Annotated in this window: 18 protein-coding genes; 2 read left to right on the top strand and 16 right to left on the bottom strand. The window is 68.1% G+C overall.

The genetic code is table 11. The annotated features are described in order from the left end of the window. Positions 1-65 precede the first annotated feature (65 nt). From A9977_RS07075 to A9977_RS07050, 6 genes are read right to left on the bottom strand one after another with little or no spacing between them, the layout of a single operon-like run. Positions 66-881, bottom strand: coding sequence for an ABC transporter permease (locus A9977_RS07075; protein WP_183024184.1), 816 nt, complete (start codon positions 879-881; stop codon positions 66-68). Then, positions 881-1,744, bottom strand: a complete 864-nt coding sequence (locus A9977_RS07070; RefSeq protein ID WP_183024183.1) for an ABC transporter permease — start codon at positions 1,742-1,744, stop codon at positions 881-883. Before A9977_RS07070 ends, A9977_RS07075 begins: the two co-directional genes overlap by 1 nt. Beyond that, a complete protein-coding gene (locus A9977_RS07065; RefSeq protein ID WP_183024182.1) occupies positions 1,741-2,832 on the bottom strand; it encodes an ABC transporter ATP-binding protein in 1,092 nt (363 codons plus the stop codon). The genes A9977_RS07070 and A9977_RS07065 overlap by 4 nt, the downstream gene beginning before the upstream one ends. A gap of 4 nt (positions 2,833-2,836) precedes the next feature. Continuing rightward, positions 2,837-3,262: a cupin domain-containing protein gene (locus A9977_RS07060; RefSeq protein WP_183024181.1), complete on the bottom strand. Its 426-nt coding sequence runs from the start codon at positions 3,260-3,262 to the stop codon at positions 2,837-2,839. 35 nt (positions 3,263-3,297) lie between these two features. Then, entirely contained in the window at positions 3,298-4,164 is an 867-nt protein-coding gene (locus A9977_RS07055) for a fumarylacetoacetate hydrolase family protein (RefSeq protein ID WP_183024180.1), read from the bottom strand. Between the two features lie 31 nt (positions 4,165-4,195). Then, positions 4,196-4,606, bottom strand: coding sequence for a RidA family protein (locus A9977_RS07050; protein ID WP_183024179.1), 411 nt, complete (start codon positions 4,604-4,606; stop codon positions 4,196-4,198). A gap of 138 nt (positions 4,607-4,744) precedes the next feature. Here A9977_RS07050 and A9977_RS07045 point away from each other — a divergent pair, with 138 nt between their 5' ends. Then, on the top strand, positions 4,745-5,689 hold the full coding sequence (locus A9977_RS07045) for a LysR substrate-binding domain-containing protein (RefSeq protein ID WP_183024178.1): 945 nt from the start codon (positions 4,745-4,747) through the stop codon (positions 5,687-5,689). A 67-nt stretch (positions 5,690-5,756) separates the two neighbouring features. Here the strand turns inward: A9977_RS07045 and A9977_RS07040 are convergent, their stop codons facing one another. Beyond that, positions 5,757-6,248 (bottom strand): hypothetical protein, encoded by a 492-nt coding sequence (locus A9977_RS07040; protein WP_183024177.1) that lies wholly within the window; start codon positions 6,246-6,248, stop codon positions 5,757-5,759. A 364-nt stretch (positions 6,249-6,612) separates the two neighbouring features. Between A9977_RS07040 and A9977_RS07035 the strand changes: the two genes are divergently transcribed. Continuing rightward, entirely contained in the window at positions 6,613-8,145 is a 1,533-nt protein-coding gene (locus tag A9977_RS07035) for a class I adenylate-forming enzyme family protein (protein WP_183024451.1), read from the top strand. 7 nt (positions 8,146-8,152) lie between these two features. On the opposite strand, the gene A9977_RS07030 is transcribed toward A9977_RS07035, so the two are convergent. From A9977_RS07030 to A9977_RS06990, 9 genes are all read right to left on the bottom strand, one after another. Then, entirely contained in the window at positions 8,153-9,265 is a 1,113-nt protein-coding gene (locus tag A9977_RS07030; protein WP_259651857.1) for a fimbrial protein, read from the bottom strand. A 3-nt stretch (positions 9,266-9,268) separates the two neighbouring features. Next, positions 9,269-10,288 (bottom strand): fimbrial protein, encoded by a 1,020-nt coding sequence (locus A9977_RS07025; protein ID WP_259651856.1) that lies wholly within the window; start codon positions 10,286-10,288, stop codon positions 9,269-9,271. A gap of 14 nt (positions 10,289-10,302) precedes the next feature. Next, complete coding sequence (locus A9977_RS07020) at positions 10,303-12,942, bottom strand: fimbria/pilus outer membrane usher protein (protein ID WP_183024175.1); 2,640 nt, start codon at positions 12,940-12,942, stop codon at positions 10,303-10,305. A 19-nt stretch (positions 12,943-12,961) separates the two neighbouring features. Then, positions 12,962-13,738, bottom strand: a complete 777-nt coding sequence (locus tag A9977_RS07015) for a molecular chaperone (protein WP_183024174.1) — start codon at positions 13,736-13,738, stop codon at positions 12,962-12,964. Between the two features lie 219 nt (positions 13,739-13,957). Further along, positions 13,958-14,518 carry a fimbrial protein gene (locus A9977_RS07010; RefSeq protein ID WP_183024173.1) on the bottom strand — a complete coding sequence of 187 codons (561 nt, stop codon included), beginning with the start codon at positions 14,516-14,518 and terminating at the stop codon, positions 13,958-13,960. A 442-nt stretch (positions 14,519-14,960) separates the two neighbouring features. Beyond that, the gene (locus tag A9977_RS07005) at positions 14,961-15,515 is read right to left on the bottom strand and encodes a fimbrial protein (protein ID WP_183024172.1); all 555 of its coding nucleotides are present in this window, start codon (positions 15,513-15,515) and stop codon (positions 14,961-14,963) included. A 160-nt stretch (positions 15,516-15,675) separates the two neighbouring features. Then, positions 15,676-16,716: an NADP-dependent oxidoreductase gene (locus A9977_RS07000; RefSeq protein WP_183024171.1), complete on the bottom strand. Its 1,041-nt coding sequence runs from the start codon at positions 16,714-16,716 to the stop codon at positions 15,676-15,678. A 108-nt stretch (positions 16,717-16,824) separates the two neighbouring features. Continuing rightward, on the bottom strand, positions 16,825-18,147 hold the full coding sequence (locus A9977_RS06995; protein ID WP_183024170.1) for an ATP-binding protein: 1,323 nt from the start codon (positions 18,145-18,147) through the stop codon (positions 16,825-16,827). Then, on the bottom strand, positions 18,144-18,824 hold the full coding sequence (locus A9977_RS06990; RefSeq protein WP_183024169.1) for a response regulator transcription factor: 681 nt from the start codon (positions 18,822-18,824) through the stop codon (positions 18,144-18,146). Before A9977_RS06990 ends, A9977_RS06995 begins: the two co-directional genes overlap by 4 nt. Positions 18,825-18,835: the final 11 nt, after the last annotated feature.

Genomic DNA, 18,835 nt, shown 5'->3' with positions numbered 1-18,835 from the left:
TCGGCGTCGGTCGAGCGATTGAGGCATGGTGGCTCCGGGGTTGGCAAGGGGGTGGTCGAGGGATGTCAGGCGCCGCTACCGGCCAGGTGTCGCAACCAGCCCAGGCGGTCGATGACGACCGCCGCCAGCAGGCCGAAGACCACCAGCACGGTGGACACGGCGGCCGCCACGGGATCGTTGACGTCGAACAGATACTTGTAGAGCGCCACCGGCAGCACGACCTGCTCGGACTGGGTCACGAACAGGCTGACCGTGAACTGGTCGAGCGAGACGATCACCGAGAAGATGCCGCCGGCCACCAGCCCGGGCACGAGCGCGGGCAGCACGACCCGGCGCAGCGTGGTGGCGGGGCTGGCACCGAGGACCTCGGAGGCCTCCAGCAGCGACGGCCGCAATGCGACGGCGCTGGTGAGCAGGGCCCGGAACATGAAGGGGAAGACCAGCAGCAGGTGCGAGGCCAGCAGGCCGGTGAAGGTGTCGATCAGGCGCAGGCGCGTGAGCGAATACAGCAACGCGATGCCGATGATCAGCGCGGGCACGATCAGGGGCGACAGGCAGGCGAATTCGATCACGCCGCGCAGCACGCCCGGACGCATGCGCCGCACGCCCAGCGCGGCGGGCAGGGCGAACGCGGCGGCGAGCGCCGTGGCCAGCACGGCCAGCGCCAGGCTGCGCGCCGCCGGTGCGAGGAACAGGCCCGACTGCCAGGCCGCGCCGTACCACTTGAGCGAGAAGCCCGTGGGCGGAAAGCTGAAGTAAGAGCGCTCGCTGAAGCTGAACAGCACCACGACGAGGAGCGGCAGCATCAGGAACAGGGCCACCACGCCGGCACAGAGCCGGGCGGCCAGGCGCCACAGGGCTTCGGTCGAGACCTTCGTCATCAGGAAAGGGCCTCCTCGACCCGGCGGATGGCGCGCTTGTGCACGGCGTAGGCCGCCAGCACGACGACGGTGAGGATCAGCGAGAGCGCCGTGGCGCGCGGCAGGTTGAACAGCACCAGCGCATCGGTGTAGACCTGTACCGACACGTACTTGACGGCGCTGCCGCCGAGCATGAGGGGCGTCACGAAGGCGCCCAGCATCATGCTGAACACCAGCACCGATCCGGCGATGAGACCGGGCGTCGACAGCGGCAGGGTCACGGTGGCGAAGGAGCGGGCGGGGCCGGCCCCGAGGATGTCTGCGGATTCGCGCAACCGCCGGTCGATGGCCTGCAGCGACGTGGTCAGCGACAGGACCATGAAGGGCAGGAACACCTGCGTGCCGCCGATGACCACGCCCCACATGTTTCCGCTGAGCGAGAGCGGCTCCCGGATCAGGCCGGTCCACATGAGCAGCGAGTTGGCCAGGCCCTGCCGTCCCAGGATCAGCAGCCAGCCATAGCTGCGCACGACGGTGTTGACCAGCAGCGGCGCGGCCACCACGAAGTACAGCAACCCACGCCAGCGTTCGGGGGCCGAGGCGACCGCGGCCGCGAGCGGAAAGGCCAGGATCGCGCATAGCAGCGTCACCCCTGCGGCGATGCCGAGGGTCTTGGCCAGCAGCGCCAGATTGTCCGGATCGCCCAGCAAGGACCGATAGTTCTGCGCGGTGAAGCCCGGCAGGAGCTGGCCGAAACTCTCGAGGCGGAAACTGATGGCGGTCATGTCCACCAGCGGCAGGACGAGCAGCAGCACCAGCATGAGCAGCGCGGGCGCCAGGGCCGCCACCACGCGCCATTGGCGAGGGATTGCGGCTCGCTTCATGGCGCGTCGAAGGCCAGGCTGCAATCGTCGAGCGTCACGCGCACCTGCTGCCCGAGAAGCGACCGCCCCTGCGGCAGGCCGAGCACCCGCGCCAGCAACGGCTGCCGGTCGCCGAGTTCCAGATGCAGCAGCGTGCTGCCGGTTTCGGGGACCACTTCGCGGACCGTCGCCCGCAGCGCACCGGCGCGTTCGCTCAGTCGCACCTGCTCCGGGCGCACCGCGAGACGCGCCGGCCCCGCGGGCCGCGCGAGGTGCACCGGCACGCTCAGCGAATCGCCGAGATGGAAGGTCCGCGTCGATGGCTCGTGGCGCCCCGCCAGAAAGCTGATGTCACCGATGAAATCGGCCACGAATTCGCTGACCGGATGCGTGTAGAGGGTGGCGGGATCCGCCAGCTGCTCGATCTGCCCACCGCGCATGACGGCGATGCGGTCCGAGAGATGAAGCGCTTCCTCCTGGTCGTGCGTGACGAACAGGAAGGTGGTGCGGGTTTCGCGGTGGATGCGCTTGAGCTCCGTCTGCAGCTGCCGGCGCAGCTTGAGGTCCAGCGCCCCCAGCGGCTCGTCGAGCATCAGCACCGACGGACGCGTGGCCAGCGCCCGCGCAAGTGCCACGCGTTGCTGCTGGCCGCCGGAGAGCTGCCCGGGTCGGCGCTCGCTCACCTGGGGCAGCTGCACCAGTTCGAGCATCTCCTGGACCCGCTGCGCCATCCGATGCGCATCGATGCGCTGCGCCTTCAGGCCGTACGCGATGTTCTCGGCGACCGTCATATGCGGAAAGAGCGAGTACTGCTGGAACACCATGCCCAGGTGCCTTGCGCGCGGCGGCAGGTCGGTCACGTCGCGCCCGTCGATATGGATGCGGCCGCCGTCGGGCCGCTCGAAGCCGGCGATCATGCGCATGAGCGTCGTCTTGCCGCAGCCGCTGGCGCCCAGCAGTGTCAGGAACTCGCCATCGCGGATGTCGAGATGGATATGGTCGGCGGCGAGCGTGGCGCCGAAGCGCTTGGTCACACCACGCACGGACACCTTGACGGCGGCATCGGTGTGCGCTGCCGTCGATGCCGAAGCAACGAAATCTTGTGGCATGGGCTCAACCCTTGCTCAGGAAGCCGCCGATGGTCTCGTCGGTGTGGAACACGGGCTTCTCGTGGTAGTGCGGACCGTCATAGATCTCGAGGAGCAGGCTGCGCTCGTGCGCGAGGGTGGGGCCGTGCGGGTGGCCCTTCGGGTTCATGTAGAACGAGCCGGCGGTCAGGCGCAGGCCCGTGTCCGTGTATTCGTAGTCGCCCTCCAGGCAGTACATGAACTGGTTGGACGCGTGGGTGTGTTTCGTCGGAATGCACCCGCCCTTGCGGTATTCGAGCAAGGCAATGCTGGCGCCGGTCAGCGTGTTCTTCCACAGGAAGTACTGGCGAAAGCCATAGGCGGGGAAGTCGATCCAGTCCGCGGCATCGAGTGCCGTGGTGCGGACCAGGACTTCCAGCGTTTTCAGGTCGGGTGGGTTGTTGTCGGTCATATGGAGTTCACTGGGGGAGAAAGACGCCAGACGCTTCAATTCGGAAGGCGCTCCTTTCGCACGGTGTTGCGCAACACGCCGACGCCCTCGACCTCCACTTCCACGCTGTCGCCGTCGCGCAGCCATACCGGCGGCGAACGGCGCATGCCGACACCACCGGGCGTGCCGGTCACGATCACGTCGCCCGGCTCCAGGGTGCAAAAGGTGGAGATGTGCGCGATGAGTTGCCCGATCGGAAAAATCATCAGGTCGGTGCTGCTGCGTTGCATCTCCCGCCCGTTGACGCGGCACACCAGGGACAGCGGCCGCTCCAGCGGCAACTCGTCCGTGGTCACCAGCCATGGCCCGAAGGCGCCGGTGGACGGGAAGTTCTTGCCGGGCGCCCATTGACCGGCAGCGCTCTGCCAATCGCGCACCGATCCGTCGTTGTAGGCCGAGAGACCGGCCACGTGCGCAGCGGCATCCTCCACGGCGATGCGACGTCCGCGCCGGCCGATGACCACGGCCACCTCGGCTTCGAAATCGAAGGCGTCGGATTCCAGTGGGCAGACCATGTTGCCGTCATGCCCCACCTGCGACTCGGGCAGCCGCAGGAAGATGGCCGGAGCCTTCGCTTCCGGCGAATGCGGTCCCTCGAGGCGATGCGCGAGATAGTTCAGACCGACGCAGACGATCTTGCCGGGCCGCCCGATGACGGGCATCGGCGTGAGTTGCGACAGCGCGTAGTCGGGCATCGCCGTGTCGGCCCATTGCGCGATCTCCGGAAGACGCGCTTGCGCGAGGGCATCCTTGAGCGTGGAACACGCCGGCCCCAGACGACGCGAGACATCGACCACGGAGCGATCGGCGCGCACGACGCCGAAGCCGGCGCCCTGGGGAGAAAGGTAGGACACGAGTTTCATGGCTGCCGCTTCCGTCTCGACCGCAGCGGCCCTAGTCCGCCTGCGGCGGGGCGATGGCCTGGCAGGCGATCTCCACCAGGATCTCGGGCGTGCCGAGCGCGACCACCTGCACCAGCGTCGAAGCGGGGAAGTCCCCTTCGAAGAACTCCTGACGGGCCTTCCAGACCTGCTTGTTGTCGGCCATGTCGGTCACGTAGATGGTCATGTTCACGACATCGGCCATGCCGGCGCCGGCGGCTTCGACGCAGTTCCTGACCTTCTCGAAGATCACGCGGCTTTGTTCATAGGCGTCGCCGACGCCCAGGATCGTCGTCCTGTCGTCTGCCCGCGCGGTGAACCCGGACAGCCAGAGGGTGTTGCCCGCACGAATGCAATTCGACCAATACCCGGGCGGATATTCGGCCACGTGCGGAGAAATGATGCGTTGCTTGCTGGTGCTCATGGCGAGGAGAAGGTGAGGAAGAAGAGGCGGTGTTTTCGAAGGACTGGCCGCAGTTTGGGCGAACGAAGACATGAGGTAAATTGAGTTGTTTGGCCTCTGCCATTACCATGAGGTAATGACTCCCAAACGCGTCAAGCCATGCCTCACCTCGACTGGTACATCCGCGCGCAACTGAAACTGCGGCACCTGCAATTGCTCGTCGCGCTGGACGACTACCGGAGTGCCGCACGGGTGGCCGCGCACCTGCACGTCACCCAGCCGGCGATCTCCAAGATGCTGGCGGCCATCGAGAAAGGCGTGGAAGCGCCGCTCTTCGAACGAACGGCCCGCGGGTTGGAACCCACGGAGTACGGCACGGTGCTGGTACGCCATGCACGCGAGATCATGGAAAGCCTGGGCAATGCGCATGCCGAGTTCGAGGACATCGGTGGCGGACGTCTCACACGCGTGGCCTTGGGCGCCCTGCCCTCCACCGCCGTCTTTCTCGTCCCTCGCCTGGTCGCGACCCTCGAGGAGGAAACGGATGTGACCGGCGTCACGATCGCGGTTCGGGAAGGCACGATGGAATCCCTGCTGCCCCTGCTGCGCAGCGCTCAGATCGATCTCGTGATCGGCTTCCTGCCGGCCAAGCGCATCGGCTCCGAGTACCGCACGGAGAAGCTCTACGAAGATCCCACCGTCGTGGTGGTACGGCCCGGGCATCCATTGACCAAGGTGCGCAAGCCGGCCTGGAAGCACCTTTCGGACCATCCGATGATCCTGCCCAGCAAGGGCTCATTGGTTCGCTCGGCCATCGACAACTTCATGGCCGAGCACCAGGTCCATGTCGCCCGTCGGCACCTGGAGTCGGTGTCCACGCTGGCGAACCTGGGTGTGCTGCAGCTGACGGATTCGGTCGGCTTCATGCAGGCGCATCTGGCGCGGTACTTCGTGCGCCGCGGAGAGCTTTCGATCCTCTCCCTGGAGCTCCCCTCCGTGTCGATGAATGTCGGTCTGGTCTGGATGGCCGACAGGCAGCTTCCGGCGGCAACGCGCAAGGTCATGGACTTGCTGGTGCAGCAAGCGAAGGATCTCGAAGGCTGAGCAGCACCGCCCCGCCACGCCCGGCGTGCTCCGTGCAAACCGGGTCCGCGCCGGAGCCTTGCCCGAGCTATCCGCGGGTGGCGTTCTGCTTCATCTTCGCCAGCGCGATGGCCAGCGCCGCGCCACCCAACGTCTTGATCAGCCCCGCGTGCTGCGCGTAGAACTGACTCACCTCGTCGATCACGCCCGCATGCTGCTGCTGCGCATGCTCGGCGATCTGCGTCACCTGGTCGGGTGACAGCTGCGAGGCCTGGTCGGGCGTGAGCTGCGTCTGGCCCGGCTGCAGCACCCGCCCCAGCGCACCGCCCGCCAGCGCCGATGCGGCCGCCGGCCCCAGCGTGGCCAGGATCTGGTTGAGCAGGCCCGCCTGCTGCTGCGGTGACGAGTTGCCGAACAGCTGGCCCACCATGTCGCCGAAGGGCGGCGTCTGGTCGGAGCGCATGGCCGCGGCCAGCCCGGCGCCGATCTCGTCGGTCGAGGCGTGCTGCGTGACCTGGTCGATGTGGGCATCGGCGTTGTTGCCGCCGATGGCCTGCTGGAGGATGTCGAGTAGACCCATGAGAAGCTCCTTGCGTGAGGGACGAAGTGGCCTGTGGCCCGGCCCGGTCCAGGTGATGTCGCGCGCAGGTGCCAGACCCCGAGCCGCACGATCGCACTCGGCACGGAGGCGATGAAGCCCGCGCCGCTGCCTCCATGCCGTACAGATGATGTGCACGAGAACCCCTGGGGTCAAGGATCCGCGCCGACGGGATGTTCGGCACCGCGCGATCGTGGACCCGACACCCTGAGCGCCAACTGACGACGCGCGCCGGGCGCCTCCAGGGTCGCCAACGTGATGGCGTCCGGCGGGCGCTTCGCTATCCTGCTGCATCGCCCTCGAGCAAGGATTGATTTTGCAACTGCACCCCACCCTTCAGGCGGCCATGGCGCGCCCCTTCGTCGCCATCGCCGACTTGGTCCGCCTCCACGCGCAGCACACGCCCGAGCGCCCCGCGCTCGCCGACGCCACGCACGCGCTCGACTACCGCGCGCTCGACGCGCTGATGGACCGCGTGGCGGCCAGCCTGCAGCGCGACGGCCTGCGGGCCGGCGACGCGATCGCGATCTGCGCCGCCTCGTCGGTGCACTACGCGGCGGTGTTCCTGGGCGCGCTGCGCGCCGGCGTCGCCGTGGCACCGCTGGCCCCTGGCTCCACGCCCGCGAGTCTGGCCCGCATGATCGCGGACGCCGATGCACGCATCCTGTTCAGCGACGCTTCGGCGGCCGAAGTGATCGGTCCTGCGCAGGCCGGCGGCATCGTGTGTGTGGCACTCGACGGCTCTGCCGTGGGCCTCGGCCTGGACGCCTGGCTCGCGCCGGCCGGCGCGCAGCCCGCGCCCGTCGAGGTGCAGCCCGCGTGGCCCTTCAACATCATCTATTCCTCCGGCACCACGGGCGAGCCCAAGGGCATCGTGCAGGGCCACGGCATGCGCTGGGCGCACGTGCAGCGCGGCGCGAAATACGAGTACAGCCCCGACACCGTCACCTTGCTGTCGACGCCGCTGTACTCCAACACCACGCTGGTGGTGTTCTTCCCCACGCTCGCGCTGGGCGGCTGCGTGCTGCTGATGCCCAAGTTCGATGCGCTGGGCTACCTGCAACTGGCCGAGCGGCAGCGCGTGACCCACACCATGCTCGTGCCGGTGCAGTACCAGCGCCTGATGGCGCACCCGGCCTTCGACGCGCACGACCTCTCGTCGTACCGCTTCAAGTTCAGCACCAGCGCGCCCTTCCATGCCGCGCTCAAGGCCGATGTGCTGAAGCGCTGGCCCGGCGGCCTGATCGAGTTCTACGGCATGACCGAGGGCGGCGGCACCTGCGTGCTCGAAGCGCACCTGCATCCCACCAAGCTGCACACCGTGGGCCAGCCCGCCGAAGGCAGCGACATCCGGCTGATCGACGAGGAAGGCAATGAACTCCCGCGCCACGACACCGAAGCCGCCGGCGAGGTGGTGGGCCACTCGGGCGGCATGATGACCGGCTACCACCGCCAGCCCGAGAAGACGCGCGAGGCCGAGTGGTTCGACGCCACCGGCAAGCGCTTCATCCGCACCGGCGACGTGGGCCGCTTCGACGCCGACGGTTTCCTCACGCTGTTCGACCGCAAGAAGGACATGATCATCAGCGGCGGCTTCAACATCTACCCGAGCGACCTCGAGGCCGTGCTGCGCGGCCATGCGGCCGTGGCCGACGTCGCGGTGATCGGCGTGCCCTCCGAACAGTGGGGAGAGACGCCGGTGGCCTTCGTGGTGCGCCGCGCAGGCGACGCCACCGCCGAAGACGCGCTGCTGTCGTGGGCCAACGCCCAGCTCGGCAAGACCCAGCGGCTGGCGCAGCTGCACTTCATCGACGAGCTGCCGCGCAGCGCGATCGGCAAGGTGCTCAAGCGCGAGCTGCGCGAGCGCGTGGGCCGCTGAGGCAGGCTCAGCGGTAGTCGAGCGTGAACGTCGCCGTGCCGTTGGCCTGGCCCGGCGTCACCGTGTCGCCGGTCTGGTAGTAGCGCGCGGTGTAGGGCAGCACATAGCTGCCGTCCTTCGACGGACCCACGTCCACGGTGTCGCCGAACTTGACGGCCACTTTCGTGCTGGCATCGACGATCTGGATGCCGACGCCGACCGCCGTGTTCGTGCCGGCGGCGGCCTGGGTGAGGCGCAACACCCCGTCCACGTTCGCGGGGTCGGCCGTCGCATCCATCTTGATCTGCACCGTGTTCTGCGCGTTCTGGCCGGCGCTGCAGTTGAGCCGAATGTTGAAGTCGCGGGCACCCGCCGTGCTGCTGCGGCCGCTGAAGCGGGTGGTCGCCACCTGGCCGAAGTTCACCGGGATGTTGCGCGAGCCGGCGTCGACGGTGCACGAAGGCGTGATGACGGTCGTGCCGGTGCCGGTGAGCACCGCCGTCAGCATCGACACGCTGTCACCGTCACCGTAGATCTGGGTATAGGTTCCCGTCGCCAGCGGGCCATTGCCGGTGACAGCAGCGGTCTTGATCAATTCCACCGTGTACTTGTCCCCGGCCCTGAGATAGACGCCCGAACTCTGGCGAAACACAGATCGAAAAGGGTAGGTGGTCGTGCCCGTCAATACCGTCGACAGGCGAATGCCCACGCCTGCCACACCCGTCGTGTAGATCCTGGAGCCACTTTCGATGGGCGCTCCCTGCAGCATCACGCCGCTGAGCGTGCCACCACCGGGACAACCGAACAGCTGCTCCCTTGCGCCTCGAACCGTGATGGGAAAGTCCCTTGTCACGATGACCGCATTGACAGCGAGATCGTTGGGAATCAACACCTTGCCCATGTTCAGGGTCACGGTCTTCGCGGTCACCCCTGCTTGGCGGTAGCACGCAGCCCAGGCGCCCTGCGTGCCCAGCAGCGCCAAGGTCGACACGGCCACGCACACTGCGCCACGCATGCGCGAGGTCTTTCTCGAGAACAGAAAAACACTCCGGTCAATTTCACTCCCCTGGTTTGGCTGTTGTTCGGCGCCCGGCCCGCACGCCACTTTCCCCCACCCTTTGAAACCTGCGGTGACGGACATCGGCTATCTGTAGTCGAGCGTGAAGGTCGCCGTGCCGTTGGCCTGGCCCGGCGCCACCCTGTCGCCGGTCTGGTAGTAACGCGCGGTGTAGGGCAGCACGTAGCTGCCGTCCTTCGATGGGCCCACGTCCACGGTGTCGCCGAACTTGACCGCGGCCTGGGTGTTGGCGTTGACGACTTGGATGCCGATGCCACCCGCGGTGTTCGTGCCGGCAGCTGCTTGCGTGAGGCGCAACACCCCGTCCACGTTCGCGGGGTCGGCCGTCGCATCCATCTTGATCTGCACCGTGTTCTGTGCGTTCTGGCCGGCGCTGCAGTTGAGCTGGATGTTGAAGTTGCGGTCGCCCGCCGTGCTGCTTCGGCCGCTGAAACTGGAGGTCGCCACCTTGCCGAAGTTCACAGGGATGTTGCGCGAGCCGGCGTCGACGGTGCAGGAGGGCGTGATGATGGTGATGCCGTTGCCGGACAGCGTGGTGGTCAGCATCGACACGCTGTCACCGTCGCCGTAGTACTGGGTGTAGGTGCCTGCAGCCAGCGGGCCATTGCCGGTCACGGCGGCCGTCTTGATCAATTCCACCTTGAACTTGGTGCCTTCCGGAAAATAGATGTTGGTGGCGGGGCGCGCGAGCCGGTGCGGATAGGTCACGATCAAATCCGCAGTGATCACTCGCGACAAGCGGATGCCGACCCCCGTCACCGCGGTCGAGTAGATCGCGGAGCCACTCTCGACCGGGCTTCCTTGCAACATCACACCGATGAGCGTCCCGCCGCCGCGGGTGCAGTCGAACACGAACTCCGAGATGCCTCGAGTCGGAATCGCGAACTCTCTGCTGGCGATGCTGCCGCCCACCGCAAGGTCGTTGGGAATGAACACCCGGCCCATGTCCATGGTGACGGACTTCGCCAGGGTCCTTGGATAGCGCACGCAGGTCGCCCAGGCCCCGGGCGCGCCGCACAGCAATGCCAGCGTCGCCAGCGCAAGGCCCATGCGACGACAGCGCTTCGTCCTGGCGATGAAGATCAAGTGGCGGATGAGGTTCATTGGATTCCCTTGGCCGGCGCCTCGCCCGGCACGGGTGCCGCACACTGCCCCGTCAATTCCCGGATCGGCGGCGGACTCTTCTCCTCGGGCAGGCTGTAGGGCACCACACACTGGTCGCCCGCACCCTGCCCCCAGCGCACCGTCAGCCGCCCGCGCTGGCCCGCGCCCGTGACGAAGGCTTGGCCATCGGGCCCGACGATGCCGACTTCCTGGCCCGCCTCGCTCTCGATCTTCGAACCCAGCGGCAGCGCGCGGCCCTTCGCGTCGCTCAGCGTCATCAGCAGCCGGTAGCCCACCGAGGTCTCGAAGCTCGCCACCACCACCGCGCCGCGCGTGGGCACCACTTCGGTCACCGCGTTCTTCACCTCCACCGTGTCGCCCAGGTCGGCCGTGCGCAGCGCCAGGCGGTTCAATCGGTACGGCGTCAGGTTGGGGATCACCGCCTGGCCCGCACCGTCGGTCGCCACGCCGGGCTGGGACTCGACGCCCACGCCCTGCGCCTTGGGTGCCCGCACCAGGCCGATGGTCTCGCCCAGTGGCTGCGACAGCGTGAGCCCGCCGCCGTGGATCAGCATGCCGCCGGCCATGCCGAAGGTGCTCTGGCCGTAGCCCCGGCCCTGCGAATGGCCGAGGTCGAAACGGCCCACCGGCGACAGGTAGCTCGCGCTGCCGCTGCCGGTGCTGCCACCGCCCTGGTTGGTGCTGCCGGCCGTCACGTTGTACGTCAGGCGGCTGTCGTCGAAGGCGCTGCCATAGAGGCTGGCCTGCTGGTTCACGCGGCCGCTGTTGTCACGTGTGGCCGTGTACTGCGCGCTGGCCCGCGTGTCGCCCAGCGGGATGCTCAAGGTGAACATCAGCTGGCGCAGCGGCGCGCGGTTCAGGCTGGTGCTCTGGTTGTAGAACACGCTGTAGCCGAACTGCTTGTAGTTGCCCGAGTAGCCGACCTGCACCAGGCGGTCCTTGGCGTCGGTGCCCCAGTAGCTCTGCTGGCGCGCGGAGGCGAACACCGAGCCCTTGTCGCCGATCTGCTGCGAGAGCTCGAAGCGCAGTTCGTTGCGCCGGCTGTTGAAGGCCTCGAAGGGCTGCAGGTCCTGCATCTGCACCGCTTCCTGGAAGGTGCGGAAGCCGCTGGTCGAGTAGCGGTAGCCCGCCACGCGGAAGTTGGTGCCCGAGTCGAGGAAGGACTTCGAATAGAGGAAGCGCAGCGACTGCCCGTCGAAACGCTTCTGGCCATTGAAGGGCGTGCGGTCGGTGGTGCGCGCGCTCGAGAGGTCCACCGACACGGCGCCGAAGTCGCGCAGGTTCTTGCCCACGCCCAGGAGCAGCGATCGGTACATGTTCGCCGCCAGCACGCCGCCGTAGAGCGAGAACTCGCGGCCCAGGCCGCGCGCCAGCGTGGCCTGCAGGAAGGTCGGCTGCGTCAGCGAGGGCCGCCCGCCGATCACGCTGCCGTCGTAGTTGTTGCGGTAGCGCCCCGCCGTGGCCGAATAGCGCCAGGTGCCTTCGCGCAGCAAGGTGGGCACGGCCGAGAAGGCCTGGATGTATTTCGTCTGGCGGCCGTCGGCCTCGGTGATGGTCACCTCGAGGTCGCCGCTGGAGGCCGTGGGATAGAGGTCGTCGATCACGAAGGCGCCCGGCGCCACGAAGGTGCTGTAGACCACGTAGCCGTTCTGGCGCACCGTCACGCGCGCGTTGGTCTGCGCCACGCCGCGGATGGTGGGCGCGTAGCCCTGCTGGCTGTCGGGCAGCATCGCATCGTCGGAGGAGACCTGCACGCCGCGGAAGGGCAGGCTGTCGAAGAAGTTGCCCGGCGTGCTGCCGTCGCCGATCAGCAGCTGGCCCTGGATCGAGGCCAGGTCGCGCTGCGCATAGCTGTTGACGGCCTGCCAGCGACCCTGGCCGTCGATGCCGCGGTTGTAGGTGGAGAAGTGCCGGAAGCGCCAGCCGCTGTGATTGAAGCCCGCGCGCAGGCCCGCGAACAGCGTGTTGCGCTGCAGCGCCTTGGTGCGGTCGTCGAAGGGGTTGCCGTCGAACACGCTCTGCGGGGTGCTCGAAGGCTTGGGGTCGTTGCGGTAGTTGTCGCCGCTGTAGCGCGCGAAGTTGAACTGGTAGTCGAGCATGCCGGCGGTGATGCCCGGGTTCCACTTCTCCGGGCCGACCGCGCCGCGCGCCGAGCGCTTGAGCGCCGCCTGCGGGATGCTCACGAACAGGCGCTGCTTGCCACCGTCGTAGCTGAAGCTGGCATCGGGGATCGCCGTGCCCAGGTCGACGCAAGCATCGTCGGCCAAGGCCACCAGCGTCGGGAACACCGCCACGTTGACACCCCAGTCGTCGAGCATGCGGCGCGTGAGGCAGGGCACGGCATCGGCCTTGCCTTCCTGTTCCACGAAGCGGATGTCGGCCTGCCCGGCGCCGCGCTCGTTGAGCGAGACGTCGACCCGGTACTGGCCCGCGAGCACGCGGTTGCCGAAGGAGAACAGCGACAGGTCGGCATGCGGCTGGTCACCGCCGATGCTCAAGAATTCTTCGTTGAAATTCGAGGCGACCGCTTGCGCTCGGGCATGGCTCGGCACGCCCAGCGTGCCGAGCAGCGTGGCACACAGCGCCAAGCGGAACGGGGCATGGAGAGCACGCATGGCGAGCGATCCCGGCGCCTCAGCGCTTCGCCGCGTCCGCGGCCACAGGCACCAGCTCGGCCTTCACCGCCACCGGCGTGTCGCCCACCGGCACCTGCACACGCTCCTCGGGCGTCTCGGCGCCGTAGTCGTTGAGCGTGGTGAAGCGCACCTGGACCGGCTGCGGCGCCTTGACGGCGGTGAGTGGGTACGCCATCTCGCCGAAGGGCGGCACCATGTCGGCGTTGATCTGCTGCTGGCCGTCGTTGACGTTCAAGGCGGTGAAGGTCACGTGATAGGGCGTGGGATTGCCGACCTTGAGCACGGCATCCTGGCCTGACGCGCCGGGACCGACGGCCCAGGTGAGCCGGGTGCGCGCCTCCTCCTGCTTGCCCGTGAGCTTCGCCGGTCGGTAGAACAGCTTGATGCGGCTGCGCACCGCGATCTGCAGCACGTTCTCCTCGGCCGACTTCTCGGGGATCTCCTTGACGTTGAGCCAGAACACCGACTCCCGGTCGGCCGGCAGCTCGCCCCCCACGCGCAGGATGCGCAGGATGTTCTCCATGCCGGGGTCCAGCCGCGACAGCGGCGGTGTGACCAGCAGGGGGGTCTTGTTCTTGCCTTCGCCGGCGTCGATCCAGGCCTGCACCACATAGGGCGAGGTGCCGGTGTTCTTCACCGGGATGGAGGCTTCGCGGTCCTTCTCGCCGAGGATCACGCGCGTGCCGCCCAGCGTCACGCCCGCAACGGCGGGCCAATGCAGGCCCAGCATCAGCAGGAAAGCGAGGGTCCAGCGAAAGCGATGAGTGCGGCACATGGAAAAGAGTCCTGGGTCCGGGCCAGGCGCATGCGCCAGCCCGCTCGGCAGCACGCGCGGCGGCGGCCGAACAAACAGATGAAGAGCGAGAAGAGAAAGGCCGGCACCGGCCGGACCTGGGGTCCGGCATCGATGCCCGGCATGCATGGCGCGCCCGGCCAGCGCCGAAGCAGTGGTCGCTTCAGCCTCAGGCCGGAGCGGCCGCCACCCTGGACGCCGTTACTTGTAGGCGACCGTGAACTGCGCGGTCGAGTTGGCCGGTCCGGTGGTCACGGCCGTCTTGGTCGCGACATAGGAGGCCTTGAACTTGAGTGAGTTGTCGCCCTGGCCCAGCGCGTACTGACCCGAGGCCGAGCCCAGCGCGATCTTGGTGCCGGCCGAGTCGCCGATCTCGATCCCCACGCCCGAAGCGGCCGTCACACCGACCTGACCGGCATTGGCAATGCGCAGCACGGTGGCGTCGTCGGCATCGGCCGTGCCCGAGAAGGTCACGGTCGCGCCCTTGGCCGTCGCGCCGCAGCCCAGCAGGTCGATGGTGAAATCGGCGGCGGGCGCATGCTTGCCCACCGTCGCGGTGCCGGCGGTTGCGCCGTCGAAGGCCGTGCGCGCCACCTTGCCCAGCGGCACGGACTTGTTCTGGCTGCCGGCGGCGATCGAGCACGGCGCGTCGACGATGTCGCCCGTGAAGTTGATGGTGCCGCTGCTTTGGGCAAGCGCGCCCTGCGAGAGGGCGGCGACCGCGACCAGCGCGGCGATTTGGATCAAACGATTCTTTTGCATTTTCATTCCCTGAATTTGATGTGCTAATTCCGATAACTGACTGCCCGCTGACGCGAGGCGATCGGAGTTTAGCGACTCAAGTACGAGAGAAGAAGTACATTAATCGAGAGTTAACAGTAGTTAGCAATGTTTCGCTTCATCTGTGTGATTTCCCCGTTTAAGTCGATCACAGGAAACTTTAGTTTTCAATCAGTGGCTTTGATGCAACGGAATTCGCCCCGGTGCGACGCTTTCGGCGCCACCGATGCCCTCCTCCCGAGGTTGTGCCATTGCCTCCTGCCGCCGGCCTAGGCCGGGCAAGGCGGTGGCACTCATCCAACGAGCGCGCGGCAATTCGCCCATTCACGGCGTTGCTTCGAGGGGGGACATGGCCGTAACGCAGGAAGAACGCGGCCAGCCGAGCAACGCCGGCGCGACAGATGCCACGCGATCGGCAGCTTGGCTACTTGTAGGCGACCGTGAACTGCGCCACCGCGTTGGCCGGCCCGGGGGTCACGGTCGTCCGGGTCGCGACATAGGCAGCCTGGAAGCTGAGCGAGTTGTCGCCCAGGCCCAGCGTGTAAGGCCCCGAGGACGCGCCCAGTGCGATCTTGGTGCCGTCCGCAGCGCCCAGTTCGACCGCCACGCCCGAAGCCGCCGCCACCCCCTGCTGGCCGGGCTCGGACAGACGAAGGCTGGTGGTGTCGTCGGCATCGGCCCGGCCGACGAAGCGCACGGTCGCGCCCTTGGCGGAGGCGCCGCAGCCCAGCAGTTCGATGCGGAACCTGGCGATGGAAGTCGCCTTCTTACCCGCCGCCGCGAAACCGGGGGTCGCCTCGTCGAAGGCCCTGCGCGTCACCGGGCCCAGCGGCACATTCAGGTGCTGGCTGCCGGGCGCGATCGCGCAGGGCGCATCGACGATCTCGCCGGTGAAGTGGAGGGTGCCGCCGTCCGCGGCCCCTGCGCCCTGGGAGAGGATGCCGGCCATGGCGAACGGTACGAGGATCTTCTTCCGCATTTCTTGGATTCCCTGAATTCAGTCGCCGAACCAACGGCTGGCCCCGAAAGGCCAGCGGAGTTTAGCGACCGTCAATCGGCGAAAGAAGCCTGTTGACTACCAGTTAACCATAGTTAGCAATCTGATCGATCAAATTGCCAATGCGACGTGCGTTCGAGCGCTAGTTTGCGATCTGCAGCACCAGCTTGCCGAAGTTCTCGCCGCTGAACAGCCGGTTGAGCGCTTCCGGGAAGGTGTCGAGCCCCACCACTGTGTCTTCCTTGCTTTTCATGCGGCCGTCCTTCAGGTAGCCCGCGAGTTCGGCGATGGCCACGGGATAGCGGTCGGCGTAGTCGAAGACCACGATGCCTTCCATGCGCGCCCGGTTGACCAGCAGGCTCAGGTAGTTGCGCGGCCCGGCGGCCGGCACGCTGTTGGCGTTGTTGTACTGGCTGATGGCGCCGCAGATGATGATCCGCGCCTTGCGCGCCAGCTTGGCGAGCACGTGGTCGAGGATCTCGCCGCCGACGTTGTCGAAATAGATGTCCACGCCCTTGGGGCAGTGCTCCTTGAGGCCCGCGCGCACCGCGCCTTCACCGGCCTTGTAGTCGATGCAGGCGTCGAAGCCCAGCTCCTTCACCACCCATTCGCACTTGGCCGCGCCGCCCGCGATGCCGACCACGCGGCAGCCCTTGAGCTTGGCGAGCTGGCCCACGGTCTGGCCGACCGCGCCGGCCGCGCCCGACACCACCACCGTTTCGCCGGGCTGGGGCTGGCCCACGTCCATCAGGCCGAAATAGCCGGTCATGCCTGGCATGCCGAGCACGTTGAGCCACTGGCCGATGGTGCCGACGCCGAGGTCGATCTTGACCAGCCCGTTGCGCTTGACCTGGTCCTGCGCGATGAGGATGTATTCCTGCACGCCCAGCGTGCCGTAGACCGTGTCGCCGACCGCGAAAGCGGGGTTCTTCGACGCGATCACGCGGCCGACGCCGCCGGCGCGCATCACCTCGTCGATGGCCACGGGCGGGATGTAGCTCCTGGCATCGTTGAGCCAGCCGCGCATGGCCGGGTCGAGCGACAGCGACAGCACCTGGACCAGCACGCCGCCCTCCTCGGGCTCGGCGACGGCCTCAGTGGTGAAGTGCCAATGCTCGCGCGTGGCCTTGCCCTCGGGGCGTTTGGCGAGGCGGACCTGGTGGTTGATGCGTGGGCTGGTCATGGTGCGTTCTCCCTGTCTGGTGTGGATGAGGAGGCGCATCGTAGCCCTGGGTTTCGGCCGCGCTGGTAGCGCAGGCGACAGGCCGTGGGCGGCCTGCGCGACCTCGGACTAAGGCAGCCGGATCGTGATCTGCAGCCCCGGATGCGCATTGCGCACCACCACCTCGCCGCCATGCGCCTCGGCGATCAGCCGGCACAGGTGCATGCCCAGCCCGACGCCGCCGGTGGCCCGTGCACGCGCGCCGTCGGTGCGGTAGAAGGGCTCGGTCAGCCGGTCGAGCTGCGCCTCGTCGACGCCGGGCCCATGGTCGCGCACCTCGATCTCCACGCCCTGCTTCGGGCCGTCCAGCACCGCGCGCAAGGATACGCAGGGCGGCCGGGGCGCACCCGTGCTGTAGCGCAGGGCGTTGTCCAGCAGGTTGCGCACCAGCAGCCGGATGCGCATGCGGTCGACGGCATGCGGCGGCAGGCCCTGCACCAGGTCCAGGTGCACGTTCTGCGCGCCCGGCATCTCGGCCACGGTCTCGCGGATCAGCGCCGCCAGGTCGACGGGCTCGCGCTGCAGGCCGGTGTGCGGACTGGCCAGGCGCTCGCTCTCGAGCAGGTCGCTGATCAGGTCGCGCATCTCGTTGAGGTCGCGCAGCAGCGCCTCGCGCTCGACCTCGCCCTCGGGCGTGGCCGGCAGCAGTTCGGCATTGAGCCGCGCGCGTGTGAGCGGCGAGCGCAGCTCGTGGCTCAGCGCCAGCAGCAGCGAGCGCTTGGCGTCGAGCATGCCGCGGATGTCCTGCGCCATGGTGTTGATGCGCTGGGCCAGCTCGCCCAGTTCGTCGTGGCGCCGCAGCGGGATCGACTGGTCGAAGGCGCCGCGGCCGAAGCGCTCGGCCCCGACGCGGATGTCGTCGAGCGGGCGCAGCAGCTTCCGCACGTAGGCGTAGGCGGCCATGATCAGGCCCAGCAGCAGCGCGAGGATGACCCAGCCGATGCCGTGCGGCCGGTCGCGCACCGGCGAATCGCCCAGGCCGAAGGTCAGCACATGGCCGTCGGCGGTGCTGCGCCGGAACCACTCGTCGCGCGCGTCGCCCCCCTCGCGGTGATCGTCCCACCAGCCGCGCCGGTCCTTGGCGGGATGCGAGTCCCACTGCACCTGCGGCCCGTCGATGCGGATCGAGATCGGCAGGCGCGCCACCAGCGCCCGGGCACGCTCCACGTCCGGCGGGCTGCCGATCTCCTGCACCAGCCGGTCGATGTAGTCGATCAGCAGCGGCTGGGCCGCCTCGCGCCAGCCGGTCTTGAAGGCGTGCTGCATGCCGCCCAGGAAGACGGTGGTCATGGCCAGCGCCAGCAGCACGAACACCGTGATGAGCCGCAGCCGCAGCGAATGCTTCCAGCGGTGCCGCCAGCGCCGCTCGTCGTTCGCGCGCGGCCGCCTCATTTGCCCACGGCCAGTGCGTAGCCCGCGTTGCGCAGCGTCTTGATGCAGTCGAGCGGCTCGAGCTTCTTGCGCAGCCGGCTCACCACGATGTCGACCGCGCGTGTGTAGAAGTCGGCCTCCTGGCCGCGCAGCTGGTTGAGGATGTCGTCGCGGCTCCAGACCTTGCCCGGCTGCCGCGCCAGCAGCGCCAGCAGTTCGAACTCGGTGCCCGTGAGCTCGACGCGCTCGCCATGGCGCAGCACCTCGCGCCGGTCGAGGTCGATCGACAGGCCGTCGAAATCCTGGCGCTGCGTCGTGACCACCTGCGGCACCGACTGGCGCTGGCGCCGCAGGATGGTCTGCACGCGCGCCACCAGCTCGCGCGGCTCGAAGGGCTTGGGCACGTAGTCGTCGGCGCCCAGTTCGAGCCCGACCACGCGGTCCATCACCTCGCCACGCGCGGTGAGCATCACGATCGGGATGTCGCTTTCGGTGCGGATCGCGCGGCACAGCGCGAAGCCGTCCATCTCGGGCAGCATCACGTCGAGGATGGCCGCGTCGTAGTGTTCCGCACGCAGCTTGGCCAGGCCCTCGCTGGGCCGCGTGGCACTGTCGAGCACGCAGTCGAAGCGCGCGAAGTAGGTGGCCAGCGGCGCCGCGAGGTGCTCGTCGTCATCGATCAGCAGGATGCGTGACATGGTCGGATTGT

It is taken from the genome of Variovorax sp. UMC13 (assembly GCF_014170375.1).
Lineage (GTDB): Bacteria > Pseudomonadota > Gammaproteobacteria > Burkholderiales > Burkholderiaceae_C > Variovorax.
Note: the sequence above shows the minus strand (reverse complement) of the source record. Positions and strands in the feature narration are given on the sequence as shown.

Excerpts from the sequence above, each read along its gene's own strand:
- A9977_RS07020 (WP_183024175.1), bottom strand. The coding sequence starts at position 12,942 with ATGCGTGCTCTCCATGCCCCGTTCCGCTTGGCGCTGTGTGCCACGCTG.
- A9977_RS07010 (WP_183024173.1), bottom strand. The coding sequence starts at position 14,518 with ATGCAAAAGAATCGTTTGATCCAAATCGCCGCGCTGGTCGCGGTCGCC.
- A9977_RS07015 (WP_183024174.1), bottom strand. The coding sequence starts at position 13,738 with ATGTGCCGCACTCATCGCTTTCGCTGGACCCTCGCTTTCCTGCTGATG.
- A9977_RS07035 (WP_183024451.1), top strand. The coding sequence starts at position 6,613 with ATGGCGCGCCCCTTCGTCGCCATCGCCGACTTGGTCCGCCTCCACGCG.
- A9977_RS07055 (WP_183024180.1), bottom strand. The coding sequence starts at position 4,164 with ATGAAACTCGTGTCCTACCTTTCTCCCCAGGGCGCCGGCTTCGGCGTC.
- A9977_RS07050 (WP_183024179.1), bottom strand. The coding sequence starts at position 4,606 with ATGAGCACCAGCAAGCAACGCATCATTTCTCCGCACGTGGCCGAATAT.
- A9977_RS07060 (WP_183024181.1), bottom strand. The coding sequence starts at position 3,262 with ATGACCGACAACAACCCACCCGACCTGAAAACGCTGGAAGTCCTGGTC.
- A9977_RS07045 (WP_183024178.1), top strand. The coding sequence starts at position 4,745 with ATGCCTCACCTCGACTGGTACATCCGCGCGCAACTGAAACTGCGGCAC.
- A9977_RS07005 (WP_183024172.1), bottom strand. The coding sequence starts at position 15,515 with ATGCGGAAGAAGATCCTCGTACCGTTCGCCATGGCCGGCATCCTCTCC.
- A9977_RS06990 (WP_183024169.1), bottom strand. The coding sequence starts at position 18,824 with ATGTCACGCATCCTGCTGATCGATGACGACGAGCACCTCGCGGCGCCG.
- A9977_RS07075 (WP_183024184.1), bottom strand. The coding sequence starts at position 881 with ATGACGAAGGTCTCGACCGAAGCCCTGTGGCGCCTGGCCGCCCGGCTC.
- A9977_RS06995 (WP_183024170.1), bottom strand. The coding sequence starts at position 18,147 with ATGAGGCGGCCGCGCGCGAACGACGAGCGGCGCTGGCGGCACCGCTGG.
- A9977_RS07065 (WP_183024182.1), bottom strand. The coding sequence starts at position 2,832 with ATGCCACAAGATTTCGTTGCTTCGGCATCGACGGCAGCGCACACCGAT.
- A9977_RS07040 (WP_183024177.1), bottom strand. The coding sequence starts at position 6,248 with ATGGGTCTACTCGACATCCTCCAGCAGGCCATCGGCGGCAACAACGCC.
- A9977_RS07070 (WP_183024183.1), bottom strand. The coding sequence starts at position 1,744 with ATGAAGCGAGCCGCAATCCCTCGCCAATGGCGCGTGGTGGCGGCCCTG.
- A9977_RS07030 (WP_259651857.1), bottom strand. The coding sequence starts at position 9,265 with ATGTCCGTCACCGCAGGTTTCAAAGGGTGGGGGAAAGTGGCGTGCGGG.
- A9977_RS07000 (WP_183024171.1), bottom strand. The coding sequence starts at position 16,716 with ATGACCAGCCCACGCATCAACCACCAGGTCCGCCTCGCCAAACGCCCC.